The following is a 25,712-nucleotide window of genomic DNA, read 5'->3' as shown; positions in this document are numbered from 1 at the left end:
TTGGTCAAAACTCGCCCCTACAACCAACTACCAACTACCAACTACCAATTAAATGAATCACCAGCAACCGCGCCTCAGCATTGGTATGCCCGTGTATAATGCCGAGCAGTTTATCACAGAAGCAATAGATGCAATTTTGGCTCAAACCTATACAGATTTTGAGCTGATTATTTCAGACAATGCCTCGGGCGATCGCACTCAGGAAATCTGTCAAGCATACGCAGCAAAAGATCGGCGGATCAAATACTATCGGAACGATCGCAATATTGGCGTTCATCGAAATTACAGACGCGCCTTTCAATTAGCGACAGGCGAATATTTTAGATGGGCTACCCACGATGATATTTGCGCTCCACAAGGGATTGAAAAATGCGTTGAAGTTTTAGATCGAAATCCAGATGTCGTATTGTGCTACACCAAGACTAAATTAATTAACGAGCATGGCACGATTTTGGAGCAAAACTACGATGAAAACCCCCTACTTACTAATTCACCACACGCTCATATTCGCTTTCGGAATTTGATAATTGACTCTTTTTCTCGACGTTATCGCGGTCAGCAACTTTTTGGAGTCATGCGTCATAGTGTTGCTGCAACAACTCCTCTTTTAGGCGATTACTCTGGTGGGGATAAGCCTTTTCTGGCTCGCATGACTTTATTAGGTAAATATTATGAAGTTCCTGAATATTTGTTCTTTAACAGAGAACATTCTCAGCGTTCTTCTAGTAAGGAGATGAATAGTCCCTACCTACGTATGCGGTTATTTAACCCTGATACCAAAGGAGAAAAACCTGTCTTTCCTAGATGGAGTGTTTTCTTAGATTATTTAAGTGCTATTAAAGATGTACCTCTCAGCCTATCCGAACGAATTCGTTGCTATTTAGTTCTCGGGACTTGGTTAGGAAAAAACAAGAACTGGGAGCAATTAGTTAAAGAATTAATTAAGGCATCTGTCTGGTCTATTTATTTTTCTAAACATCGTCAGATGTTAGTACAACAACACCAAGCTGAAATTCCATCAAGTTGATTATAACTGTCATTAGCGATTGGTCATCTATTAAATCATAACGTCTTGCTTTAAGTTTCAGGCGTGCAACCCTCACGGTAAGGGTCTTAAATCACTTTCGTGAAGTTAGACATACTCAAAACGGGATGGGCTACAAAAAATGAGAATTCTAGAAAAAATTTCTCACAAATCTAATTTAACAGCAAGAAAATATCTGACCAATTTATTGGTGCATGAGGTCAAACTTGAGGAGCATTATAAGAATTCTCAAAGAGAAAATTTATCATGTTCTGGTCAAAATATTTATATACCAGAAACTCAACAAATGAATTTTTTCCGCGAGATTAAGCATTTGCAAGCAGCAAATTATTCTCTTCCAGATATATACACGACTACTTTACATGACGTAATTTACTGTACAAAATTTGATATTTTGCTGACAAAAACGCGCAAAGTTATCTCGAACTCCATAAACACCACTATCGAGCAGAATAAATACGATATTGCAGAAAATACTTATTTCAATAAAACAGAAAAAATTGCGGGCGTTTGTGCTATTTTTCGTTCGTTTGCCAATGGTTATTATCACCAGCTAATCGATAACATTCCGCGAATTTTTTTACTGAATCAATTGCAATATAAAGACATAGAAGAAATTAAATTGCTAGCTTCAAACAAGATTACGAAATCGGAAGAGTTTTTGCTATCAAAAATACTACCAAACAATGTAAAACTTACCAAGGTAAGTCCAGATAAAAATTATGCGATCGAAAATCTAATCTTTCCTTCTTTTCTAACTCGTCGTCATGCAGGATACTTACCCTCTGATTATTTAAGATTTTTCACAGAGAAAGTAACGCCACAACGACCGCGAAAGAAAATCAATCGTATTTTCATCTCTAGAAAAGCTTCAAAAAAGGGACGACATATTTTGAATGAAGATGAACTATTTGATATGTTGAGTAAGTACGGATTCAAGAAATACCTACTTGAACAGATATCAATTGAAGATCAAATCGATCTTTTTAGTGATAGCGAATACGTTATAGGTTCGCATGGTGCTGGACTTGCTAATATTATTTTTGCCGAAGGAGTTAATGTCTTAGAAATATTTCCTACACAGGAGATTTTGCCACATTTTTACTTCTTAGCAAAATCTCTGAATCATAATTATGAATACTGGTGCGGTCAGGGAACATCCAAAAACAGCAATTTTGTGGTTAATGTATCAGAGATTGCCAGAATGATAGCTAGTCAAGAAATGTGTTCAACTTAATATTGTAATCGATAGACATTAGAAACAGAGCTATTTATTTTTAGCTCTAAATTGTTGTAGTCGCAAGTTTTAAGAGGAGTCAAGCAATGAAATCGCTTTTATCTAAAATTAAGCCAACCGATATCTTTTCAGAACCATTCCCTCATATTGTCATTAAAGATGCTTTGGATGAAGAAGTCTACTCAAAGCTGAAATCAGAATGGGCTGATATTGAAATTTTAAGGCAAGGAGAAGACAACAAAGGAACAGATTTGTCTAGCAATAAAAGATTGCATTATTTAGCACAAGAAAGTTTAAATGACGAGCGAATTACTCCTTTCTGGAAAGAGTTTATTGCTTTACATACATCCGATACATTCTTTCAAGAGTTTCTGACTATCTTTAAAGACTATATTCTCCAAATGTATCCTGACTTTGAGCAAAAATATGGCTCGTTTGCAACGCTAAAGTCTGGATTGCGAAAAGTTGACACGTTTGAAAGTGTAGATGTATTACTCGACGCACTGATTTGTATAAATACACCCGTTATTACTAAACCAAATGCAGTCAGAGGCGCGCACATAGATTTACCAGATAAACTATTCGCCGGACTATTCTATCTGCGCGATCCGCAAGATACATCGACAGGAGGCAATCTGGAAATTTATAAATTTAAGAACGGCAAGCCCTACGGATTTAGAAGCAGTGCAATTGATGATTCTTATATCAAGCATGTAAAAACAATTGAGTACGATCGCAACGTTCTTATATTATTCCTGAACTCAGTTTATTCGTTACATGGTGTCAGCGTGCGATCGCTAACAGAGTCGCCTCGATATTTTGTGAATTTAGTTGGCGAAGTCAAACAGCCTTTATTCAATCCTAAGCAATATCAAGAATTACCTTCGTTCAAAACGAAATACATCAGAAAACTAGAAAACGCCATCAAAAAAGTAGCTCTGGCAGCCAAGTAAGCGACTCATATAAAGAGGTTTTATTCAGCACATGATCTATAGCGAAACCGAAAAGGTTGCCCCTGACATCACAAATACTATTACCACGCCTGCGACAAATACTATTTTAGTCATTTGTCCTCTCCCATACCCTCCAACCAACGGTACTAGAGTTCATATTTGGGGATTAATTCTGTTCTTCAAACAAACTGGCTGGCGAGTTGTTGTTGCTGCATACAATTGGCCCGGACAGAGAAGTTTTAAAGCCGATGGTGAACCTGGAATTGACTTACCAATAGATATAGAATTTCACCTATTTGAACGCAGTTTTCGTTATTCTGTAGCGAAAGATCCGCATACAGCACAAAATCTGCACAAGTTACAAACGCTGATTGACGATTGCAAACCCCAGGTTGTTTGGTGTAATTATTCCGATCTCGTACCGCTAGTCTCTCAACTCGACTTAAAAGGAGCGCATCTCTGGTTTCGACCGCACGATTTTGAACTAGCGCATAACATAGAAACAGCGATCGCCTCTCGACCTTGGAAAACTGGGTGGAACCAAAACACTTTTAAACAAACCGTTAAGTGGAGCAAAAAACTCTTACAACAAACAACCCAATCCTTTGCTTCCGAGCGCCAAATGCATCGAATTTCCGACCGGATCTTCTTCAACGCTTACAGCGACATGCAGTTTATGTCGCGCCTCTACGGTGGGACTGTGCGTAAAGATTGGGTCGTTCCTTTTTTAGAACGAGAACGCATTCCGGTAAAAGATAACAAGTCACCGCTCGATGTTGTATACATTAGCAGCAATTACGTCAGTCCAACCCATCTATCGGGAGTGAGACAGCTGCTACAACGAGTCATTCCGGCAGTCGAGCAAGCCATGCCAGGTAAATTTCGCTTTCACTTTGTCGGCAAGGGTTGTGCCGAGCATTTAAGCCAGTATGCCTCAAACGCGATCGTCATTCACGATTTTATTGACGATTTGTCAGCTTTCATGCGTGACAACATTGATATTGCTTGTTTGCCAGTGGAAATTGGTTGGGGATGCAAAATCAAAGTTTTAGAAGCAATGGCTTCTGGATTGCCTGTGATTGGTTTACCTCAGACTTTTCGCGGCGTACCACCAACACCAGGAGCTTACTATGCCTGCCACAGCACGCAGGAATTTGTCTCAGCCTTTAGAGCTTTACAAGATACAAACACACGCCGACAAGCAGCGAATGCAGGATTAACCACCTATACAGCATGGCGGAATGAAGGACGGCAAATTCTGAGCGAAGCATTAAATCAGTTAACAGTTAACAGTTAACAGTTATCAGTGTACAGACGTTACATGTAACGTCTGTACAAAGTTATCAGTTGACTAGTGACTTATCTCCACATCCTACACCCTACACCCCATTCATCACGCACCACGCACCCGATCGAGGTATTGAAAATATGCAATGCATAGAGCCAGAGCCTAAAACTTATGTTTTACAAGTTGTCGAACTGCTCAAACAAGAAGCAGACGCAATTATCAAAACAGCAAATCAGTTACAACCAGAAGGTATAGAACGAGCAGTTGAGCTGTTGGCTGATTGTCACGGTAAGGTTGTCTTGGTGGGTGTTGGCAAGTCAGGAATTATCGCCCAGAAAATTGCAGCAACTCTAACCAGTACGGGGACATCAGCGGTTTTTCTGCACCCATCTGATGCCTTGCATGGTGATATTGGAATTGTGGCTGGAGGTGACGTTGCTGTGATCTTGAGTAACAGTGGCGAAACCGATGAATTGGTTGCCATGTTGCCCTATCTTAAATGTCGGCAGATCCCAATTATTGCGATCGTCGGCAGACTGCGTTCCACGCTTGCTTACAATGCTGATGTAAGTCTCAATGCAGCAGTCGATCGCGAGGCTTGTCCGTTTAATTTAGTCCCCACCAGCAGTACAACCGTCGCCTTGGCAATTGGAGACGCACTGGCGATCGCCCTGATGCACGTCAAAGGTTTAACCCCAGAAGCGTTTGCATTTAACCATCCTGCGGGACGATTGGGCAAACGTTTGACTCTCAGGGTAAGAGATTTAATGCACGCTGGCGCGCACAATCCCGTTGTTTCGCCTGAAGCCGCTTGGATTGAAGTCTTGAGTGCAATTAGCGAAGGTGGTTTGGGTGCTGTCAATGTGGTAGACGATCTAGGTTATTTAGTCGGAATTATTACAGATGGCGATTTGCGACGATTGCTGCAAAAAGTCAAACATCAAGAATTGGAAACGCTGACAGCAGGGACGATCGCCACAGCAAATCCAATTGCGATCGCCCCCGATATACTTGCCTACCATGCCTTGGAATTGATGGAAAATCGCCCTTCCCAAATTTCTATCCTGCCCGTAGTTGAGGAACAACGTTGCATCGGTTTAATTCGGGTACACGATATAGTTCGCAGCGGCATTTGATTGGGAGTGGTAGTTGGTAATTGGTAATTGGTAGTTGTGTTGTCCCTCTTGTCTCAATTGTGAATTGCGAATTGAATTGTCTCCCCTGTTCCCCAATATTGATAACTGAAAATTATGAATATTTTGGCTGTAATTCCAGCGCGCTACAACTCGCAACGCTTTCCTGGCAAACCACTCGTCAGAATTGACGATCGCCCAATGGTGCAATGGGTTTATGAAGCGGCTAAACGTTGTCCGGCTTTCAGTCAAGTTGTGGTGGCGACAGATAGCACGGCGATCGCTGACTGCGTGCGTCGGTTTGGTGGGGTGGTAGAAATGACCCGCAGCGACCATCAAACAGGTACGGATCGAGTCGCAGAAGTCGCAGAACGATATCCTGAAATGACGGCGATCGCCAACGTTCAAGGCGATCAACCCTTCGTCACCGCAGATATGCTGACGCAGCTTGTGACTCCCTACTTGCAAGGAGAGTCACCCGATATGACGACTCTAGCCTGTCCGCTGCATGAAGAGAGCTACAACGATCCCAACGCCGTAAAAGTCTTGTGCGATCGCCGCGATCGGGCGCTTTATTTCTCCCGCTCCCCCATCCCTTACTATCGCAATGCGGGTTCTGCACCAGTATTTCACCACCTCGGACTCTACGCTTTTAGCCGCAATTTTCTTGCCAAATACGCTCAGTTGACCCCGACACCATTAGAACACTGCGAAGGTTTAGAACAGTTGCGCGTACTCGAACACGGCTACGCGATCGTCGTTTGTCAAACTCAAAAAGCCGTGTTGGAAATCAACACGCCGAGCGATCTGCTACAGGCGCAAGCCTTAATTGCTCAAAGCACCATTAAAGAAGTCGTAAGTCAAAAGTTAAAAGTCAAAAGTTAAAAGTCAAAACACACTCCTCCCTGCCCTGCTCCCTGCTCCCTGCTCCCTACTCACTTAATAGGAAATTAACAATGCGCGTTATCGTTTGGGGTTTAGGTTACGTCGGTACAGTTGTTGCTGCTTGCTTGGCGCAAGCCGGACATGATGTTATAGGTGTAGAACTCAACCCAGAAAAGGTAAAAGTTTTTAATAGCGGGCGCAGTCCGTTGAAAGAACCCGATCTTGATGAGTTAATTCAGCAAGGAATCGCTCAAGGACGGTTGCGGGCTGTAACGGATGGCGAACAATACGTTGCTGAGGCTGATGCTTCGCTCATCTGCGTTGGTACGCCTAGCATGGCGGATGGTAGTCCAATGCTCAACTATATAAAAGGAGTTGCCCAACAGATCGGTAGCGGGTTGAAGCATTCGCAACGCTATCACGTTGTCGTTCTCCGCAGTACGGTTTTTCCTGGCGTAACCCGCGATTTTCTCCTACCATTGCTAGAACAGCATTCGCTGCGTTCTGCTGGCGAGGATTTTGGTTTAGTAGTCAATCCAGAATTCTTGCGCGAGACGGAAGCAGTCACGGATTTTCACGCGCCTCCTTATACCGTAATTGGCGAATTAGACAAAAAATCGGGTGATGCGATCGCCCAACTCTACAGCAATATCGAAGCTCCTCTATACCGCGTAGCGCTAGAGGAAGCGGAACTGTTAAAGGTAGTTAACAATACGTTTCACGCCCTCAAGATCGGGTTTAGTAATGAAATTGGTCGGATTTGCGATCGCCTGGGGATAGACAGTCACGTTCTGATGCAGCTCGTTTGTGCCGATACTAAGCTCAACATCTCCCCTGCCTATCTCAAGCCTGGATTTGCTTTTGGTGGTTCCTGTTTACCAAAAGACTTGCGCTCTCTGATATTCAACGCTCGGCAGTTGGGGGTTGAAATTCCGATTCTAGACTCAGTACTACCCAGCAACACGTTGCAAATTGAAGCAGCGCGGATCAAAATTCACGAAACTGGTGCTAAGCACGTCGGGATCTTGGGTTTGAGTTTTAAAGCAGGTACGGACGATCTGCGTGAAAGTCCCGTTATCAGCCTCATCCGTCAGTTGTGGCAGGATGGCTTAGAAATATCGGTCTACGATCCAGATGTAAATCTAGAAGTGCTATTGGGCAGTAACTTAGAATACCTGCAACGCCAGCTACCGCAAATCGATCGCATTTTGCGCACGGATATCGATCGCGTGTTGAATGAATGCCAAACTCTAGTCATTACTCAAAAACGACCGGAATTCAGCAACATACAAGGACTCAAGAGTCACGTTGCCGTTCTCGACTTGGTGCGGTTGAGCAACGAGTCTGCCGTTACAGGCTTGGCTAACTATGAAGGGATTTCTTGGCAGAAAAAACAACCTGCTAAGAAAATCTTGCCATTTGCGGGCAGCGATCGCGCTAACAATAAAGACGTTGCGCCCATTGCTAGGTAGTATGTTTTTGAAACAATCGTAGGGGCGCACAGCTGTGCGCCCCTACAAAAATGTGCGCCCCTACAAAAATGTGCGCCCCTACAAAAATGTGCGCCCCTACAAAAATGTGCGCCCCTACAGATCGTGTATCTCATCCATCAGTAATCACAATGATTCAAACCCAAATTTCCAAAACGCTCTCCATTGGTGATGGCTGTCCCCTCACCTTAATTGGTGGTCCCTGCGTGATTGAGTCGGGGGACTTTACGCTGAAAATGGCAGAGGAAATTGCTAAAGTATGCGATCGCTTAGGTGTTTCTTTTATCTTCAAGTCTTCCTTTGATAAAGCCAATCGCACCTCAATTAATTCTTTTCGCGGACAACCGATAGAATCGGGACTCAAAATTCTCCAACGGGTAAAAGAGGAAGTCGGAGTCCCAGTACTCACCGATATTCACGAAAGCCACCAAGCGGCGACGGTAGCAGAAGTGGTTGATGTTTTACAAATTCCTGCGTTCTTGTGTCGGCAAACCGATCTGCTTTTGGCAGCAGCAGCAACAGGCAAAGTTGTCAATGTCAAAAAGGGTCAGTTCCTTGCGCCTTGGGATATGAGGCAAGTCGTGCGCAAGTTAGAAGCAGCTGGAACCAAGCGCATTCTTTTAACCGAGCGCGGTACGAGTTTCGGCTATAACACTTTGGTAGTAGATTTTCGGTCTTTACCACAAATGCGATCGCTGGGTTATCCCGTAGTCTTTGATGCGACTCACAGCGTCCAAATGCCGGGGGGTCAAGGTGATAAATCTGGCGGACAGCGCCAATTCGTACCTTACTTGGCAAGAGCCGCCGCCGCCATTGGCATTGATGCTCTATTTATGGAAATTCACGAAAATCCAGACAATGCACCGAGTGATGGTCCGAATATGATTCCTCTGGCTCAATTGGAAACCGTGTTGAGACAAATTATCAACGTCCGTAACTGTTTAGAAGTGACTCCAGCTCTTGTTTAACATGACCACCATTTTTGAATTTGAACCCGAAGTGCGATCGCATAGCAGCTTTCAAGGAGATTCGCACAATATTTCTGAGAGAAATTCACGCTTGTCGCAAGTCAAATTACTAGTTCTTGATGTTGATGGTGTCCTCACAGATGGGGGTCTTTACTACTCGGAAAGCGGTGAGGTTCAACAGCGATTTAACATTAAGGATGGTCAAGGATTAAAGCGATTGATGTACTCTGGCGTAGAAGTTGCCATTATTACAGCTAAGTCCTTTTCATCCACTCTTCATCGCGCCAAAGATTTAGGAATTGATCGCGCTTATCTGGGGATTAAAGATAAATTACCGACTCTAATTCATCTGTGTCAAAACTTAGACATATCTTTGTCTCAGGTGGCATATGTTGGTGATGACATTAACGATCTAGAAGTCATGCACGTTGTTGGCTGTCCTTTAACGGTAGCTGATGCCATGCGTGCCAATCAAGACTGCGCTCTTTACATCACTAAATTACCAGGAGGACAAGGTGCAGTTCGCGAGATCTGCGATCTTATTGTTGCCCTCCAAACGGTGAAATAAATTCACTCGCATAGAAATCAAGTATGTCAACATCAAAAACAATTAAGCGGCTTGTCGTATGTTTTGGTAGCATTCAACTCGTCACGGTTTTGTCAGTCATGAATTATCGAGAAAAGACGCGACAAGACCAGAATTTGCAGTACGAAAACTACCTGCTAATTACTCCTCTATTTGCTCCCCAAGGACAAAGTGAGGAATTTGCTGCTTTGATTGAAAAAATGGCTCGATCGATTTGCACTTGGGAAAAAGTTGCTTATATGCCCTTGGAGCAAAAACAAGCAATTTCCCAAAAAGTGAAGCAGTCTGGTTTATCTAAAGTGACTGACTTAGTTCATGCATTAACCGGGAGTCAGCATTTTGATGAAATTTTTCTAGCGCATGAATACGATTTTGAAGACCAGTTGGTGATGAATCTCTATCAAGATGCCGAAAAGATTTGCTACGGTAACGGCATTGGAGTTTACACGGCACAATCGGCTTTCCCTAAAGCTAATTTATTGAGAGATTCGCGTAATTATCTAGACTTTATCTATAAGTCGTCAAAGGACAAACTCAGAGAATTTCTCCCTCGCAAGCGATCGCTGAGCGAACAAAAGCTAGACATTGGTTATTTCTCGCTACCATTTGCTTTTGGACAAGCACCGGCAATTCCAACGATTATTCTTGACAGAGATGTTTACCGAGAAACTTTTCAAAAGTTAAGCGCCAAGCTATCTGAGTTTATCGATATTAGTTATATCGAAAACCTACGCGATCGCATCCAAACTGCTTCCACGTCAATTTTACTCACGAGTAATTTCTCTGAGTCGGGTAGAATATCGCCAGAAAATGAAATTGCTGCCTATCGAGAGTTTTTGGTCACTAGAGGAATTCGTCCCGATGAAGTTCTCTTAATTAAACCACACCCTAGAAATTCCAGAGAGAAGTTACTGCAATTAAAGTCTAATCTTAGCACTCTTTATGCAGATGTAATTCTGCTAGCTGAAGACTTTTTGTTTTATCTTCCATTTGAATTAATTTTCATGGAAGTTTTCTTAAACACAGACTTGAAAAATCTGCAAAATCCTAGAGTTTTTACGTTTAGTTCTGCTTGTTTAACGCTGGAATTTGTTTTAGATACCCGTTGTACTCTGGGCTTTGGTAGCGACATAGTACAACAATTCTTTTATCCCGACCATGTAGAAAGTAGAAGCCAACACGAAGCCGATCTCCTATCTACAATTCAGGAAATTAGAAACTTAAATTCCGTTCTCGTCTAATCGCATTTGAACCTACGATTACAAATCAGGGAGAGGAATTATGTCAAATCACCTCAGCATTTCTACTAATCCATTGAAAAAGTGGAGTCATTTCACTTGCAATCATTTAGAGGTTAGAGAATGTCTCAAAATAAGTACAAACAATATCGAAAGTGGTTAGATTTTATAACTTTAAGTTCAGCCACTACGTTACTTTTAGTCTTTATATCAGTTTGGTTAATTCCTTTCAGTAGCAAAGTCAACAGCGATACTCTAGTTTTTCTGAGTGATTTTGAATCAGGATTTTCTGAGTGGGGAGCAGAATTTCGCTACGAATACTCAGCTCAGCTTGTGAACTCTCCCGTACGCGCCGGAAAACAGGCTATTAAGTTTCTTTTGAAAAAAGCAGACACTCGTATTGATGGTGTGAAGCGTGCGGAATTGAGGCTGGGAGAAGTTCCGCCAGATTCAGAAATATGGTACGGTTTTAGTGTTTTCTTACCTACTAACTATCATCAAGATCCATCTAGTGAAATCATCGCTCAATGGCACGATCTACCAGATAAGAACTTAGGAGAAAAATGGAAATCTCCAGCTCTTTCTCTCAGTACAAATAACGGTAGATTTCTTGTTAACAGAAGATGGGATTCAAAGCGGCTCACAGTAAATAATGTACCAGAAGATAAAGAGACGATAGATTTAGGTCTTTACCAAACTGGAAAGTGGACAGACTTCGTGTTTCATGTTAAGTGGTCTAGTGGATCAAATGGTCGATTGAAGGTTTGGCAAGATGGCAAATTAGTTGTGAGTAGAAATGGACCGAATAACTATAATGATGCGAGGGGACCATATCTCAAAATTGGAATATATAAGGGTGATTGGAAAAACCAGCCAGACAAATCGATCGTTAGCGAAAGAGAACTTTATTTTGATGAAGTTAGGGTTGGAGATGCTAACGCTAGATACGAAGATATTGCTCCGCGCGATTGAGTAGAAGATGACTCAGGAGCGAATAAAGACTATGATTGAGATGGCTCAGTTTCACGGGCTGCATCTACCAATTTGATGAATTAATATGATTCAAACTACTATTGTTTGAATCGGCAAAGTTGAAAATATATATTCAGTAAAATTTAAGCGTTGAAATTGAAGTATTAAATATGGGTAATGCCCCACCGGAAACACAGTTAATAAGCGTAAGGTGGACATTACCTACCCTACTAATGATGAATTATCTAAAAGCTAACTTAATAAGCAATTTCCGACTTCCAACTCCCGTACGGGCGGGTTTATCCGCACAATTCTGGGTTGTTTCAGGGATATCCTGTAGAAACCCGCCCCTACGACTCCCCAAATTCGCTCTTTTTCACCACAAACTCAAGAAAACTAAAATTCCTCATGACTTAATTCATCGGCGGGACATCGTGTTTACTCGGGGTAGACAACGCCTGCTAAAAATGGACATCCTTCACTCTAAAATCTTACCTGAAATGCCCATGCCTGCTCTGATATGGATACATGGTGGAGCATGGTTGGAAGGAAATAAAGAGCAAGGAATCGAACTGTTACTTCCTTTTGCCCGCCAAGGCTATTTATGCGCTAGCATTGAGTATCGCTTGAGTCATGAAGCTATCTTCCCAGCCCAAATTGAAGATTGTAAATGTGCGGTGCGTTTCTTGCGCGCTCATGCGAAAGAGTTGCGTCTAAATCGCGATCGCATTGGGGTTTGGGGTCAATCTGCTGGTGGTCATTTAGCGGCGCTTTTGGGGACAACTGGCGGCGTTGAAGAATTGGAAGGCGAGGGGGGCTGGGAGAACTTTTCTAGTCGCGTCCAAGCTGTGTGCGACTGGTTTGCTCCTACAGATTTTTTGAGAATTAATGATTTTCCTCGCCAGGTTTCTCATAGCGCGGTCGATGCTCCCGAAGCATTGTTGATTGGCGGAATTGTGGAAGAAAATCAGGAAAAAGCAATGCGGGCAAACCCGATCGCTTATATTAATCAAGATGCTCCTCCCTTCGCGATTTTCCATGCAGATGACGACTTTATAGTGCCGCTCAATCAAAGTCAATTATTGTTTGAGGCGCTACAGCAGGCGGGAGTGGAGGTGTCATTAGAAATTGTGAAAGGCGGCGGACACGGGAAAAAATTTGATTCTCCTTTGCTACTGGCGCAGTTGGAAAACTTTTTTCATCGACATCTTTATTAAGTCTTTACTAAGTTCGATCGTAAAAAACAATACAGTATCTATGGTGACGATCTGTTTGCGTATATTCAGTTGCATAATTTTTGCTGAAAGGGCGTAATAATGTTGTTGATTTTACTGCTAGTGGGATTTTTACTAATAATTACGATCTTCGCGATCGCTCTAGTGTGGGACTACACTCACGGTATATTTTCCTTGAACAATACTACGGGTGCTACCGCGATCGATTCATCTCCGAACGATCCCGAAAAATACATATTGTCACAACCGATCGAGCATCCAACCGCATGAACGATCTTCCCAGTGAGTCTGTTTCAGGAATAATTGTTTGACAATCGCAGTACTTTTCGTTATAAGTAACATATACAACTTACTAGTTTACTTATCCCAGTGCATGGCATTGTGGGTTGTTAGAAACGACACCGAGAGTGCAGTTTAACAGTCCTAGTGAGTTAGAAGTATTGTTACTTTTTGAAAATGAGCTGCTTGGTCGAATCATAGATTCATTCTCAACACGACTCGAACAATTTTCAATATTAGTTATGTGAAGGCGCGAAATTTCGCGCCTTTTTTGCATATCTAAATTTCGCACAGGTGAAGATCCCCCCAACCCCCCGATCTTTGGGGGGCTACAATTCCCCCGTTATTAGGGGGCTAGGGGGGATCGTCTTATCTGAAGCGTATTGGTTTAAACGGAGACAGCGCGATTGGTTAAATCAGCCGAACGCACTTGAATTTAATTGCGAATTACAGCTTGCGACTGACGACTTGATTTTGTCCTCTACAGAGAACTTCTACATGAACGTAGCCGATTTACAAACAAACAAGACACTTCTGGTTAACGAGCCAAACAAGACTGTCGTTGTCGGTGACAATAGCCTGACCATAGATGATGTCGTGAGCGTGGCACGGCATGGCGCAAAGGTGTGCTTGAGCGATCGCGAAGATGTTTTGCAAGGCGTTCAGGCATCGTGCGACTATATTGCTGAGGCTGTGGCATCGGGAGCGCCAATTTACGGCGTGACATCTGGTTTTGGTGGGATGGCGAACGTCGTAATCTCGCCTGAATCCGCTCAACTGTTGCAAAATAACTTGATTTGGTATCACAAGGCAGGCGCGGGACAAAAGTTGTCGAACCCAGATGTGCGGGCGGCGATGCTCTTGCGGGCTAATTCCCATATGTACGGTGCGTCAGCGATTCGGCTGGAACTGATCCGGCGCGTGGAAACTTTCCTGAATGCCAATGTCACGCCACACGTACATGAATTTGGTTCGATTGGGGCAAGTGGCGACCTCACGCCTTTGGCATACATCACTGGTGCAATTACTGGACTCGATACGTGTTATAAAGTTGACTTCAACGGGGAAGAAGTCGATGCTCCCACGGCTCTAAATCGACTGGGACTACAACCATTGCCACTCCTACCTAAAGAAGGGCTGGCGATGATGAACGGGACTTCGGTAATGACGGGGATTGCCGCAAATTGCGTTTACGACGCAAGAGTTCTCCTCGCACTGTCAATGGGGGCGCACGCACTGGCGATTCAAGGCTTACATGGCACGAATCAATCGTTCCACCCGTTTATCCACGATCGCAAACCGCATCCTGGGCAAAAGTGGGCAGCTAGTCAAATGCTCGATCTGTTGGTGGGTTCGCTGTTAATCCGCGATGAGTTAAATGGTACGCATGACTATCGCGGTGGAGATCCGATCCAAGACCGTTATTCCCTGCGTTGCTTGCCCCAGTATATGGGTCCTATCGTCGATGGTTTGGCGGAGATTACGACTCAAATCGAGCAAGAAATGAACTCGGTGACTGATAATCCCCTGATCGATGCCGAGCAACAAGCTAGCTACCACGGTGGCAACTTCCTCGGACAGTACGTAGGCATGGGAATGGATCGCCTGCGCTACCACATGGGGATGTTAGCCAAGCATCTTGATGTCCAAATTGCGCTTTTGGTCGCTCCAGAATTTAACCACGGACTGTCACCGTCTTTAGTTGGTAACAGAGAGCGCAGTGTCAACATGGGCTTGAAGGCACTGCAAATTACTGGCAACTCGATCATGCCCATACTATCGTTCTATGGCAATTCGATCGCCGATCGCTACCCCACCCACGCCGAACAATTTAACCAAAATATCAACAGTCAAGGATTTGCTTCCGCCAATTTAGCACGGCGATCGATCGAGATCTTCCAGCAATATATGGCAGTGGCGCTGATGTTTGGAGTCCAAGCTGTAGACTTGCGGACAAAATTAATCGCAGAACATTACGACGCAAGCGAGTGCGTTTCACCTACAACTAGAGAGTTATACTTAGCCGTGCGTGAGGTCGTTGGCGTTCCACCTTCAGCAGATCGTCCCTACATCCGCAACGATAACGAGCAACCGCTAGACGATCATATTGCTCGCATTGCCGCTGATATTGCATCTGGTGGTCGAATTGTTACAGCAATACAGAATGTTTTGTCTAGTTTGAAAAAATAAATTGGTAGGGGCGCACAGCTGTGCGCCCCTACACGATTGTGAATCTCGTCTGATTGAAAACGGATATTAAACACTGCGAATATACCAGCGTTATGAACATCACACAGCACATAGAACGCGGTTGTCATTTATTTCCCGATAAACCTGCATTGATTTTTGAAGGCACGACTTATACTTATGCTGAGTTAGATCGGCTAGCTAATCGCGTCGCCAATGGGTTGCGAGATTTAGGCGTTCACCGCAGCGATCGCATTGCCTTGTTTTTGCCCAATATTCCCGAATTTATCATCTCCTATTTGGGCATTTTGAAACTGGGCGCGATCGCCGTTTCGCTCAATGCCATGCTCAAAAGCAGTGAAGTCAAGTTTATCCTCGACGACTGCGGTGCTAAGGCTGTGGTGACGACAGCGGATCTGGTGAAAAATGTTCCCCAACAAGACTTACCGCAGCTCAAACACGTTCTGATTGCCGAAGGTACGGCTAGTGAAGGAACTAGCCTCGCCGAACTGATGGCGAATGCTTCACCCAGCGCTCGTGGGGTGGAAATGGATCGCTACGCTCCGGCTGCGATCGTCTATACTTCGGGAACGACGGGGTTTCCGAAGGGAGCTACCCTGTCTCATGGCAATTTAATTTCCAACAGCTACTCGCAGCAACATTGTTGTGGAATGCAGGCTGACGATCGAATATTACTTTATCTGCCCCTATTCCATTGTTTCGGGCAAAATGCTGTCCTGAATGCCGGACTCAATGCTTGTGCCACGCTGGTATTACATCGCAATTTCGATTTGACGCAAATCCTGAAATCTGTCACTGACGAACAAATAACCATGTTTTTCGGCGTGCCAACAGTTTTCCTGGTGCTGCTCAACATGGATCTGCCTAAAGACCAACTCAAGTCCGTGCGGTTTTACTTTTCCGCCGCCGCACCCCTCCCAACGGAAGTTGCTCAGAAGTGGTACGACAAGTACGGGTTGGTCATTCATCAAGGCTACGGTTTAACCGAAACATCTCCCTGCGCCAGCTACAACCACGACTATATCTACAAACCTGGGTCAGTTGGGACGGCGATCGAAAATGTGGAAATGAAAGTCGTCAACAATGGCAAAGAAGTCGAGCCAGGGGAGGTAGGCGAGATCGCAATTCGGGGACCAAACGTCATGCTCGGTTATTGGAATCGTCCGTTTGAAACTGCCGAAACGATCAAAAATGGTTGGTTTTACACTGGCGATATTGGACGCATGGACGAAGACGGCTTCTTTTACATCGTCGATCGCTCTAAGGACATGATCAACGTGGCTGGGTTTAAAGTATATCCCACTGAAGTCGAAAACGCGATCTACGAACATCCCGCCGTTGCCGAAGTTGCTGTTTATGGCGTTCCCGATTTAGAAAAAAGTGAAATCGTCAAAGCTAACATCATTCTGAAACCGGATTGTAACGTCACCGAAAAACAGATGATTGCCTTCTGCGCCGAGAGAATGGCAGCTTACAAGATGCCAAAGACGATTAAATTTGTCGATTCCATTCCCAAAAACCCCACAGGCAAAGTGTTGAAGCGAGTTTTGCGCGATGAAGCAGCCAACGAAGCCGCGTTGAAAAAAGGCGGTGCTGGTGTCCCAGCCAGCGCCAAACCAATTCCTTTAGTCGCTACAACATCAGTGCCTAGTAACGATACGAGCGGTGGCGTACTCAAATCGTTGGGTAATATTTTCAAACGTCGAAATTGAGCCACTGAACCGCGTTTTTGCCATACATCTGTGGGGGCGCACGGCTGTGCGCCCCTACAAGTCGTGTATCTCATCCCATCGCCAACAGCTATTATGAGCCATTCTGCCCAAACAGTTAGATTAGACCAATCCGATTTAGAAGCAGACTATGTAGCACCCCAGAATTCTACCCAAACTCAACTGGTCGAGATCTGGGAACAGCTTTTAGAAATTACGCCCATCAGCATCAGAGACAATTTTTTTGAGATTGGGGGAGATTCGCTACTCGCCGTCCGTTTATTCGCTCAAATCGAGCAAACATTTGGCAAAAGTCTTTCCCTCTCTACCTTGCTCCAGTCTCCCACGGTGGAACAACTAGCAAGCGTTCTCGGTGAAACAACATCACCCTCTTGGTCTTCCCTCGTGCCAATTCAACCAAATGGCTCGAAACCACCCTTCTTTTGCGTTCATGGTAATGGCGCAAACGTACTTGTATTTAACGAATTAGCTAACCATTTGGGAGCAGAGCAGCCTTTTTATGGATTGCAAGCGCGCGGAGTCGATGGTAAAGAAGAAGCCCTAGATCGAATTGAAGAGATGGCGGCTTTCTACATTCAAGAAATGCGTACCGTCCAGCCGCAAGGACCTTACTTTGTAGGCGGCTTTTCTTCTGGAGGCTTGGTGGCGTATGAGATCGCCCAGCAGTTGCACGCAGAAGGCGAGCAAGTCGCTTTTTTAGGCTTGTTTGATACCTTTGTGCCTGGCAGTTTCCCACCAGTATCAATTTCAGAAAGACTGGCGCGTCACTGGCGCAACTTTTTCCGACTGGGAGCCAAATATCCTTTAAAAATGCTCAGAAGTGCATGGCTGAGAGTATACAACAAAAATGTTTGTCGGCTATATCAATTATTCAGAATTAACTGGCTGAACTGGCCCTACGAACGGAAAAGAAGATATATAGGAATTTGTATCAGGCGTGCAGTCAAAGCTTACGTACCGCAAGTATACCCAGGTCAGGTGACTTTGTTTCGCGCTAGCGAACCGCCGATGGGGTGGTACTACATGGGACGAGATTTTCCCACACCCGATGATTGGTACGACCGAGATCCGCAATACGGCTGGGGGAATCTCGTCGGAGAAGTGGAAAGCCACGACGTTTCCGGTCATCACGGCTCTATGCTCAAAGAGCCTCATGTCGCAGGCTTGACCGAGAAATTAAGAGCTAGCTTAGATGCCGCATTAAATATAGCAGAATTGACTGGGAGTAATCATGTTAGTTGATGCTTTGAAATTACCAGCAGAAAGTCTGGTAGAAACAGATATTTGTATTATCGGTGCTGGTGCGGCAGGAATTACGCTCGCACGCGAATTACGCGATCGCCCCGAACAAGTTTGTTTGCTCGAAAGTGGCGGATTTGACTATGAGGAACAGATTCAATCGCTGTATGCGGGCGAGAATACTGGTCTAGCTTATTTTCCCTTGAAAGAAGCACGCGGGCGCTATTTCGGCGGTTCGACCAACTTGTGGGGCGGTTGGAGCCGTCCGATGGATGAAATTGACTTCGAGCATCGTCCCTGGATGCCTTATAGCGGTTGGTGTTTTCCGAAGGCGGAGCTAGACCCCTACTACGAACGGGCGCAAGCTGCTTGTCATTTGGGTCCGTTTGAATATGATTTGGCATACTGGCAAGAGGCGTTAGCGCAACAATGTCAAGTCCCCGCAACTACAGAGCAGCTGGCTACTTATTTGTGGCAGATTATTCCATCAACCCACTTACGCTTTGGCGAAGCTTATCGCGCCGAGATCGAGCAGGCGAGTAATATTACTACCTATCTCCACGCTAACGTGCTGGAGATTGAAACCAACGACAGCGCTCAAGCCGTAACGCGGCTGCGGGTGGCAAGCTCGGATGGCAAACAGTTCTCGGTAGCAGCAAAAATCTTCGTGCTAGCGGCGGGTGGAATTGAAAATCCTCGCTTGCTCCTAGCTTCCAACCGGGTGCAAAGTGGTGGAGTCGGCAACCAATACGATTTGGTAGGCAGATTCTTCATGGAGCATCCCTATTTAATTTCTGGCAAAGCCGAATTGTCCAATTCAGCTGAGTTATATACGCGAATTAAGTTTCCCGTGGGTGAAACATTTCTGGCAACAGGCTTAGGCTTGTCCAAAGAAGTGCAAGAACGCGAACAGATTCTGAATTTTGGCTTGAGATTATTAGCCATTGATGAATGGTTAGAAGCTTACAAGCGATTGCGATCGCAAACTCAACAGACAGTCCGACATAAAGCTTTTCCCTCCATTGCAGAAGGACGGAAGAACGTTGGTAAGGCTTCGACGATCGCAGATTTCATCAAAGTCGCTAGCCGTCCCAATCGCTTTGCTGACAGAATGACGAAAAAACTGTTTCAGCAATCCATTGCGGCGCGACAATTTAATAGTTGCGATACCCATTTAATTGGGGAACAAGCACCGAATCCCGATAGCCGAATTACCCTCAGCCGCGATCGCGATAAATTAGGGATGAATCGCGTCCAGCTTGACTGGCGTTTGAGTCCAATTGACAAGTATACGATTAAGCGATCGCAGCAATTAATTGCGGCAGAATTCGAGCGGTCTGGACTTGGCAAAATGCAAATTGAAATGGGCGACGATGACGCTTCCTGGCGATCGCTGCGCGGTTCATACCACCACATCGGCACAACTCGCATGAGTCACAACCCCAGGGAAGGTGTGGTTGACGAGCATTGTCAAGTGCATGGAATTCACAACTTATATATCGCTGGTAGTTCCGTTTTCCCCACCAGCGGACTCTCCAATCCTACACTCACGATTGTGGCTCTAGCCATTCGGCTAGCAGATCGAATTCAAGAGCAGATGAGTCGTGCTGAAGCCACAGCAGGAGCGATCGGATAACTTGCTCGACCCGTTGTTGTGTCGGCGACTTATTCCATAGGATGAGATCCGCAAGTAGGGGCGCACAGATGTGCGCCCCTACGATTTATGGCGATCTAACGAGAATCGCTATTTAAAGTCGCCTAGCACAAGATTAAACGTCAAACGCAAACTGGGTGCATCTAAAAAGAGTTATGAAACTAAGTGTAATCATTCCCTCTTACAACGAAGCTGGCACTATTTCCGGTCAACTTGAAGCACTGACAACCCAACAGTGGTATCAACCTTGGGAAATTATTATTTCCGATAACGGTTCGACAGATGAAACAGTCGCGATCGCCGAGCAATATCAGGAAAGATTACCTAACCTACAGATTGTGGACTCATCCGATCGGCAAGGTGCGGCACACGCTAGAAATGTGGGTGCATCTGTGGCTGCGGGTGAGGCATTGGCGTTTTGCGATGCCGATGATGAGGTAGCTGCTGGATGGGTATCGGCTATGGGCGAAGCGCTCTCCCAGCACGATTTTGTGGCTGGCAAGCGCGAGTACACAAAACTCAACGAACCTTGGACGCTCACGTATCGCCCGCTGACTCAGGTAGATGAGTTGCTTACTAGCCATCCCCCTTATCTACCCCATGCTTCTAGTAGTAACCTTGGGATCAAGCGCTCGATCCATGAAGCTGTTGGTGGATTTGATGAAACTATGCTCAAAGTGCAAGACACTGACTATTGCTGGAGGGTGCAACTTGCTGGCATAAAACTCCATTTTGTCCCAGAAGCAGTGGTTCATTACCGCTTGCGCGATCGCTTAAGAGCTATCTACCGTCAGGCGCGCCTTGCAGGGGAGTACAACGTGCTGCTGTACAAAAAATACAAAGCGCTAGGGATGCCTAAACTTTCCTGGAAAGCAGGCTTAAAGTCTTGGTGGCGCATATTAAAGCAATCTCCGCAAATTTTTTCTCAGCAAAACCGAATGAAATGGGTGGCACATTTTGCTCGCCGCTGGGGACGCTTGCAAGGTTGTATCAAGTATCAAGTTTTAGCCCTTTAGTTTAAAGGGTAAGGGCGCACATCTGTGCGCCCTTACATGTCGAAATAGTATTTTAATTACACGGTAAGCATCTACAAACAAGAATGAAAATCACAAATAAGGCGAAGTTATTTTGGCTTCTGTCAGGGGGGCAATCTGCATCGTTCACTTATCTAACCATGCAGAAAAATGAAGGTATGTTACTTTATTCAAAGTCACAGAAATCCACAGCAAATTTATCGTCTAATTCGGACTATTAAAAAACAAAGCCCTAACTCTATAATCTTGGTTAATCATGACTTTAGTGTGTCTAACTTAGATATAAGAGATGTAGGTAATTACTCGGAAGTTGAGATAATCAAAAGAAATAAATCGGCTGCAAGAGGTAATTCCTCAATTTTAGAAATTTATTTAGATGCAATTAATTGGTTACTCGCTCGTAAATCTGATTTTGATTGGTTAGTTTGTCTTTCCGGTCAAGATTACCCAACTCAACCCATATCTAAAACTGAGGAGTTTCTGGCTCAAACTGAATACGATGGCTTTATCCGCTATTACGATCCGCTGGCAGAAAAGTCCGCTTGGAATGAGAAGAGTATTCAGCGATTTTTCAATCAGTATATCCAACTTCCAGAATCAGCCGCTTGGCTACTAAGAAAGTATTCTGGAAAAATTGAACACTACACACCGCTGATTGTAAAATGGCGATACTCTATGATCGGACTGAAAACAAAAACTCCGTTCAATCGCAATTTTAAATGTTACAGAGGATGGCACTGGAATACTCTTTCTCAAGCCTGTATCAAGTTTTTAATGAACTACTTGAACGAACATCCTGACATATTGAGGTATTACAAAAGAACGATCGGTCCTGAAGAATCTCTAGTTCAAACTGTGTTAGTCAATAGTCAGCAGTTCAATCTTTGTAATGATGACAAGCGTTATCATGACTATCCTCTAGAACTTGGCGGTTATGCTAGGTTGCTAACTGTTAAAGATTATCCGATCGTCACCAACGGTAATTTTCATTTTGCCAGAAAATTTGATGCCGAGATAGATAGTGAAATATTAGATTTGCTTGACGCTCAAGCCTTAAATAATTCTCCACTTGCACCCGAACGTATTCAAAAGAGTAACAGTTGTGACTGAATATATGGATCGCAGTTTAACTCAAAATATCTGGACTCAAATTGGCAAAATAAGACAACCAGATAAATTACTCAGCTTTCTTGTAACTATCTGGTCGCGCTTTTGGATGAAATTTGCTGGATTAGGCTATTTTGGGCGATTTGCTACTTGGCTTGCTACCTGGTTCATTCCACCTTACTACGAGCGTCGTCGTTTAGCTCAATACAACTCAAAAGGATATATCGCGCCTAGTGCCACCGTGTATCACTCCCAATTAAAACTCGGCGCTAACGTTTTTATTAGCGATCGCGTTTTGATTTTTGAGGATCGCAATAGTGGTTCAGTTCAGTTAGGCGATCGGGTGCGCCTGCATCAGGATATTTGCATTCAGACGGGGAATGGTGGCAGTTTGCAAATCGGAGAGAATACATCCGTTCAACCCCGCTGCCAGTTTTCAGCCTACAAGTCAGCAATTCAAATTGGCAGCAATGTCTTGATTGCCCCCAATTGTGCTTTCTATCCCTACGATCATGCGATCGCACCAGATCTGCCGATCGCGAAGCAACCTTTACAAACCAAAGGAGGTATCGCGATCGAAGATGATGTCTGGTTAGGCTTTGGGGTCATCGTCCTAGATGGGGTACGCATTGGTAAGGGTGCTGTCATTGGTGCTGGTGCAGTTGTGACGCAAGATATACCGGAAGGCGCGATCGCTTTGGGCGTGCCTGCCCGTGTCGTGAAACTGCGCAGTAGTTTAGCAGAGTCAAATCTCGTACCCAGCCCCAGCAATTAGAAGATATTCAACCCGCATGGCGGGTTTTGTCTGTGTAGCCGCGAATTTGATTCGCCAAATTTATTATGTTTGTTGATGCTAGGACATTACCAGAAGATACAGTCATTGACAGCGAAGTTTGCATCATCGGTACTGGTCCCGCTGGAACTACGCTGGCACATGAGTTGCGATCGCAAAACTTTCGCGTTTGTTTGCTCGAAAGCGGGGGAACCGAGTTGGATGAAGCCACGCAGTCTCTCTCCCAGGGCAGAATAGTTGAAGAAATTAAACAAAAGCTTGACAGGTCTCGCTGTCGTCAGTTTGGTGGCACTGCTAACCGCTGGAGAGATCGCACCGGAGAAAACCACTACAGCGTCAGACTGCTGCCGCTAGACAAAATCGATTTTGAACAGCGAAATTGGTTGCCATATAGTGGCTGGTCGTTTGATAAATCTCACCTCGATCCGTTTTACGAACGCGCTCAACACCTGTGCCGACTGCGACCCTTCGCTTACCATGCAGAAGACTGGGAAGACGATCGCACTCCACGGCTACCTTTAGCTGAGGGGCGACTTGAAACGACCATGTATCAGTTTGGACCGCGCAACGTCTTCACGCACGAACTCAAAAGCGAAATTGCGCGATCGCCAAACATTACAACTTATCTCAATGCGAATGTTGTCGAGATTGAAACTAACGATACGGCTAAAGCGATAACTCGCGTTCGAGTCGCTTGTTTGTCGGGAAATCAATTTTGGGTAGCCGCCAAAATCTTCGTTCTTGCCACGGGTGGAATTGAAAATGCTCGCTTGTTGCTGCTGTCAAACAAGACTCAAAATGTTGGATTAGGCAACCAAAACGATCTGGTTGGCAGATTTTTTATGGAACATCCAATTTTTCAAATTGGCGTGTTTCGACCGAAAGATCGACAGTTATTTAATTCAACAGCATTATACGATCTCCGCTGGGCAAATAACATTTTAGTTATGGGCAAACTGAGTCTGACAGACGCAGTGATGCGCCAGCAGCAATTATTAAATACGAGTCTAATTATCGTACCGAAATCTTTATCATACGAGTCACCTGCTGTCAAGTCTCTGAAAACTTTTCTCTCATCAATACGACGGGGCAAAGTACCAGAGGCGCGATCGCATTTGCAAGTAGCAATTGATGGTATAGATGAAATCAAGTCTCATATTTATAGACGCACTTTTAATATCGAAGAAACGCCCTATAGCATTAGCGAGGGCGGTTGGTCGTACTTTCAAAATAATGAAAAAAGATTTGGTGCGTTTGAAGTTTGGGCTGCTACGGAGCAAATACCGAATCCAGACATTCGAGTCACGCTAGGCGAGGAACGCGATCGCCTGGGACTCAGAAGAATACAACACATCCGCTGGCATTCGAGCGAGCTAGAAAATCAGAGCAACTTGCAGGTAGAAGAAATCCTTAGAGCAGAAATTGCTCAAGCCGATCTCGGTCAGTTTCAGTCATGGCGCGAACTGACCGGACGTACTAAACCCAAGTACTACGGTGGAATGCATCACATGGGAACAACGCGAATGCACGTCGATCCCAAACAAGGTGTGGTCGATGAAAACTGCTGTATTCATGGCATTGCTAATTTGTACGTCGCAGGCAGTTCTGTTTTTCCTACTGGGGGTGCTGCCAATCCAACTCTGACTATTGTTGCTTTAGCAATGCGACTGGCAGATCGGATTAAACATGTGATGAAACTAGATGCGATCGCCATAGGCAACGAGCAGTTGTTGCACGTCCAGTAGCGAACAACAAATACAACTACATTTTTACAAACTAAGCAATTTCATGACGATTGCAAATAATTCAGCATATTACGAGATCGATCCACTCAGCGCATTTTCCGAGCGCGGAGTAGATTATGCCAAGTATCGACCGACTTACCCACCCAACGTCATCGATACTATTTTGAGAGAACTGGGTGAACCATCGCAGCTAGCAGCAGCAGATGTTGGAGCTGGTACGGGTATAGCCTCGCGGTTGCTAGCAGAGCGCGGTATCCACGTCTGGGCGATCGAGCCGAATACTTCAATGCGAACCGCCGCCCAAAATCATCCTTTGGTGAAATTCTGCGATGCTAGCGCCGAACAAACTCATCTCCCAACCGCATCGGTCGATCTAATTACATCTTTTCAGGCTTTTCACTGGTTTAATCCTCAGCCAACCCTAGCAGAGTTTCACCGCATTCTCAAACCATCTGGACGACTGGCGATCGCTTGGAATCAACGAGCAGCAGATGACGAATTTTCTGTAGAGTTCGATCGCCTCGTGAAAGCATCAATGAGCGAGCTACCAACGACCAAGCCGCAAAACTCAGTCGCTCGGATCTTGATGTCGAGTTCGCATTTCGGGCGCGTCCGTCGCCATACTTTTACTTACAAGCACGAGTTAGATTTGGTGGGGACAGTCGGTTACGCGCTCAGTAAATCATTTGTCCCTCAAGAGGGAGCAGCGCATCGACAACTACTTGTGGATTTGCAGGAATTACACGCTCGTTGGGCAGACGAACGCGGCATGGTGAGCTTTGTTTACCATACAACCCTTTATCTTGCTCAGCCGCAGCATGGTTTGAATAAACTACGTAGGCTTTTTTCTAATTGGCTAATAGCTAAATAGCAGGGAGCAGCTATCAAGTCGC

Annotated in this window: 22 protein-coding genes; all 22 read left to right on the top strand. The window is 44.8% G+C overall.

Going from position 1 to position 25,712, the window contains the following annotated elements; translation table 11 throughout:
• The first annotated feature begins 52 nt into the window (after positions 1–52).
• The 22 genes from C7Y66_RS05900 to C7Y66_RS05795 all read left to right on the top strand — a co-directional run bounded on the left by C7Y66_RS05900 (position 53) and on the right by C7Y66_RS05795 (position 25,690).
• Positions 53–1,027: a glycosyltransferase family 2 protein gene (locus C7Y66_RS05900; RefSeq protein ID WP_106544849.1), complete on the top strand. Its 975-nt coding sequence runs from the start codon at positions 53–55 to the stop codon at positions 1,025–1,027.
• A gap of 139 nt (positions 1,028–1,166) precedes the next feature.
• Entirely contained in the window at positions 1,167–2,282 is a 1,116-nt protein-coding gene (locus tag C7Y66_RS05895) for a DUF563 domain-containing protein (RefSeq protein WP_106544848.1), read from the top strand.
• An 86-nt stretch (positions 2,283–2,368) separates the two neighbouring features.
• Complete coding sequence (locus tag C7Y66_RS05890) at positions 2,369–3,235, top strand: 2OG-Fe(II) oxygenase (protein WP_106544847.1); 867 nt, start codon at positions 2,369–2,371, stop codon at positions 3,233–3,235.
• A 31-nt stretch (positions 3,236–3,266) separates the two neighbouring features.
• A complete protein-coding gene (locus C7Y66_RS05880; RefSeq protein WP_106544846.1) occupies positions 3,267–4,532 on the top strand; it encodes a glycosyltransferase family 4 protein in 1,266 nt (421 codons plus the stop codon).
• 131 nt (positions 4,533–4,663) lie between these two features.
• The gene (locus C7Y66_RS05875; protein ID WP_106217418.1) at positions 4,664–5,659 is read left to right on the top strand and encodes an SIS domain-containing protein; all 996 of its coding nucleotides are present in this window, start codon (positions 4,664–4,666) and stop codon (positions 5,657–5,659) included.
• Positions 5,660–5,773: 114 nt separating this feature from the next.
• Entirely contained in the window at positions 5,774–6,541 is a 768-nt protein-coding gene (gene kdsB, locus C7Y66_RS05870; protein WP_106544845.1) for a 3-deoxy-manno-octulosonate cytidylyltransferase, read from the top strand.
• A gap of 71 nt (positions 6,542–6,612) precedes the next feature.
• Positions 6,613–8,013 (top strand): nucleotide sugar dehydrogenase, encoded by a 1,401-nt coding sequence (locus C7Y66_RS05865; RefSeq protein WP_106544844.1) that lies wholly within the window; start codon positions 6,613–6,615, stop codon positions 8,011–8,013.
• Between the two features lie 149 nt (positions 8,014–8,162).
• The gene (gene kdsA / locus C7Y66_RS05860) at positions 8,163–8,999 is read left to right on the top strand and encodes a 3-deoxy-8-phosphooctulonate synthase (protein WP_106544843.1); all 837 of its coding nucleotides are present in this window, start codon (positions 8,163–8,165) and stop codon (positions 8,997–8,999) included.
• A gap of 1 nt (position 9,000) precedes the next feature.
• The gene (locus tag C7Y66_RS05855; protein ID WP_106544842.1) at positions 9,001–9,567 is read left to right on the top strand and encodes an HAD family hydrolase; all 567 of its coding nucleotides are present in this window, start codon (positions 9,001–9,003) and stop codon (positions 9,565–9,567) included.
• A 23-nt stretch (positions 9,568–9,590) separates the two neighbouring features.
• On the top strand, positions 9,591–10,826 hold the full coding sequence (locus C7Y66_RS05850; protein ID WP_106544841.1) for a polysialyltransferase family glycosyltransferase: 1,236 nt from the start codon (positions 9,591–9,593) through the stop codon (positions 10,824–10,826).
• 120 nt (positions 10,827–10,946) lie between these two features.
• A complete protein-coding gene (locus C7Y66_RS05845; protein ID WP_106544840.1) occupies positions 10,947–11,795 on the top strand; it encodes a polysaccharide lyase in 849 nt (282 codons plus the stop codon).
• Between the two features lie 233 nt (positions 11,796–12,028).
• On the top strand, positions 12,029–13,012 hold the full coding sequence (locus C7Y66_RS05840) for an alpha/beta hydrolase (RefSeq protein ID WP_233222545.1): 984 nt from the start codon (positions 12,029–12,031) through the stop codon (positions 13,010–13,012).
• A gap of 99 nt (positions 13,013–13,111) precedes the next feature.
• A complete protein-coding gene (locus tag C7Y66_RS30435) occupies positions 13,112–13,300 on the top strand; it encodes a hypothetical protein (RefSeq protein WP_106166118.1) in 189 nt (62 codons plus the stop codon).
• 507 nt (positions 13,301–13,807) lie between these two features.
• Positions 13,808–15,499 (top strand): histidine ammonia-lyase, encoded by a 1,692-nt coding sequence (hutH, locus tag C7Y66_RS05835; protein ID WP_106544871.1) that lies wholly within the window; start codon positions 13,808–13,810, stop codon positions 15,497–15,499.
• Between the two features lie 92 nt (positions 15,500–15,591).
• Positions 15,592–17,229 carry a class I adenylate-forming enzyme family protein gene (locus C7Y66_RS05830; RefSeq protein WP_106544838.1) on the top strand — a complete coding sequence of 546 codons (1,638 nt, stop codon included), beginning with the start codon at positions 15,592–15,594 and terminating at the stop codon, positions 17,227–17,229.
• A 93-nt stretch (positions 17,230–17,322) separates the two neighbouring features.
• Positions 17,323–18,489, top strand: coding sequence for a thioesterase domain-containing protein (locus C7Y66_RS05825; RefSeq protein ID WP_106544837.1), 1,167 nt, complete (start codon positions 17,323–17,325; stop codon positions 18,487–18,489).
• Complete coding sequence (locus tag C7Y66_RS05820; protein WP_106544836.1) at positions 18,479–20,122, top strand: FAD-dependent oxidoreductase; 1,644 nt, start codon at positions 18,479–18,481, stop codon at positions 20,120–20,122. Before C7Y66_RS05825 ends, C7Y66_RS05820 begins: the two co-directional genes overlap by 11 nt.
• 173 nt (positions 20,123–20,295) lie before the next feature.
• Complete coding sequence (locus tag C7Y66_RS05815; protein ID WP_106544835.1) at positions 20,296–21,156, top strand: glycosyltransferase; 861 nt, start codon at positions 20,296–20,298, stop codon at positions 21,154–21,156.
• Positions 21,157–21,441: 285 nt separating this feature from the next.
• Positions 21,442–22,284 carry a beta-1,6-N-acetylglucosaminyltransferase gene (locus C7Y66_RS05810; protein WP_233222544.1) on the top strand — a complete coding sequence of 281 codons (843 nt, stop codon included), beginning with the start codon at positions 21,442–21,444 and terminating at the stop codon, positions 22,282–22,284.
• Between the two features lie 4 nt (positions 22,285–22,288).
• Positions 22,289–23,056, top strand: coding sequence for a DapH/DapD/GlmU-related protein (locus C7Y66_RS33230; RefSeq protein WP_015152803.1), 768 nt, complete (start codon positions 22,289–22,291; stop codon positions 23,054–23,056).
• A 65-nt stretch (positions 23,057–23,121) separates the two neighbouring features.
• Positions 23,122–24,819 carry a GMC oxidoreductase gene (locus C7Y66_RS05800; protein WP_106544833.1) on the top strand — a complete coding sequence of 566 codons (1,698 nt, stop codon included), beginning with the start codon at positions 23,122–23,124 and terminating at the stop codon, positions 24,817–24,819.
• Between the two features lie 43 nt (positions 24,820–24,862).
• A complete protein-coding gene (locus tag C7Y66_RS05795) occupies positions 24,863–25,690 on the top strand; it encodes a class I SAM-dependent methyltransferase (protein ID WP_015152801.1) in 828 nt (275 codons plus the stop codon).
• The last annotated feature ends 22 nt before the right edge of the window (positions 25,691–25,712 follow it).

Origin of the sequence: Chroococcidiopsis sp. CCALA 051 (genome assembly GCF_003015105.1) — a bacterium.
In the GTDB taxonomy this organism is placed as follows: Bacteria; Cyanobacteriota; Cyanobacteriia; order Cyanobacteriales; family Chroococcidiopsidaceae; genus Chroococcidiopsis; species Chroococcidiopsis thermalis.
The sequence above is the reverse complement of the archived record's forward strand: the minus strand, read 5'-3'. Positions and strand labels throughout refer to the sequence as shown.

Excerpts from the sequence above, each read along its gene's own strand:
- C7Y66_RS05900 (WP_106544849.1), top strand. The coding sequence starts at position 53 with ATGAATCACCAGCAACCGCGCCTCAGCATTGGTATGCCCGTGTATAAT.
- C7Y66_RS05895 (WP_106544848.1), top strand. The coding sequence starts at position 1,167 with ATGAGAATTCTAGAAAAAATTTCTCACAAATCTAATTTAACAGCAAGA.
- C7Y66_RS05890 (WP_106544847.1), top strand. The coding sequence starts at position 2,369 with ATGAAATCGCTTTTATCTAAAATTAAGCCAACCGATATCTTTTCAGAA.
- C7Y66_RS05880 (WP_106544846.1), top strand. The coding sequence starts at position 3,267 with ATGATCTATAGCGAAACCGAAAAGGTTGCCCCTGACATCACAAATACT.
- C7Y66_RS05875 (WP_106217418.1), top strand. The coding sequence starts at position 4,664 with ATGCAATGCATAGAGCCAGAGCCTAAAACTTATGTTTTACAAGTTGTC.
- kdsB (WP_106544845.1), top strand. The coding sequence starts at position 5,774 with ATGAATATTTTGGCTGTAATTCCAGCGCGCTACAACTCGCAACGCTTT.
- C7Y66_RS05865 (WP_106544844.1), top strand. The coding sequence starts at position 6,613 with ATGCGCGTTATCGTTTGGGGTTTAGGTTACGTCGGTACAGTTGTTGCT.
- kdsA (WP_106544843.1), top strand. The coding sequence starts at position 8,163 with ATGATTCAAACCCAAATTTCCAAAACGCTCTCCATTGGTGATGGCTGT.
- C7Y66_RS05855 (WP_106544842.1), top strand. The coding sequence starts at position 9,001 with ATGACCACCATTTTTGAATTTGAACCCGAAGTGCGATCGCATAGCAGC.
- C7Y66_RS05850 (WP_106544841.1), top strand. The coding sequence starts at position 9,591 with ATGTCAACATCAAAAACAATTAAGCGGCTTGTCGTATGTTTTGGTAGC.
- C7Y66_RS05845 (WP_106544840.1), top strand. The coding sequence starts at position 10,947 with ATGTCTCAAAATAAGTACAAACAATATCGAAAGTGGTTAGATTTTATA.
- C7Y66_RS05840 (WP_233222545.1), top strand. The coding sequence starts at position 12,029 with ATGATGAATTATCTAAAAGCTAACTTAATAAGCAATTTCCGACTTCCA.
- C7Y66_RS30435 (WP_106166118.1), top strand. The coding sequence starts at position 13,112 with ATGTTGTTGATTTTACTGCTAGTGGGATTTTTACTAATAATTACGATC.
- hutH (WP_106544871.1), top strand. The coding sequence starts at position 13,808 with ATGAACGTAGCCGATTTACAAACAAACAAGACACTTCTGGTTAACGAG.
- C7Y66_RS05830 (WP_106544838.1), top strand. The coding sequence starts at position 15,592 with ATGAACATCACACAGCACATAGAACGCGGTTGTCATTTATTTCCCGAT.
- C7Y66_RS05825 (WP_106544837.1), top strand. The coding sequence starts at position 17,323 with ATGAGCCATTCTGCCCAAACAGTTAGATTAGACCAATCCGATTTAGAA.
- C7Y66_RS05820 (WP_106544836.1), top strand. The coding sequence starts at position 18,479 with ATGTTAGTTGATGCTTTGAAATTACCAGCAGAAAGTCTGGTAGAAACA.
- C7Y66_RS05815 (WP_106544835.1), top strand. The coding sequence starts at position 20,296 with ATGAAACTAAGTGTAATCATTCCCTCTTACAACGAAGCTGGCACTATT.
- C7Y66_RS33230 (WP_015152803.1), top strand. The coding sequence starts at position 22,289 with ATGGATCGCAGTTTAACTCAAAATATCTGGACTCAAATTGGCAAAATA.
- C7Y66_RS05800 (WP_106544833.1), top strand. The coding sequence starts at position 23,122 with ATGTTTGTTGATGCTAGGACATTACCAGAAGATACAGTCATTGACAGC.
- C7Y66_RS05795 (WP_015152801.1), top strand. The coding sequence starts at position 24,863 with ATGACGATTGCAAATAATTCAGCATATTACGAGATCGATCCACTCAGC.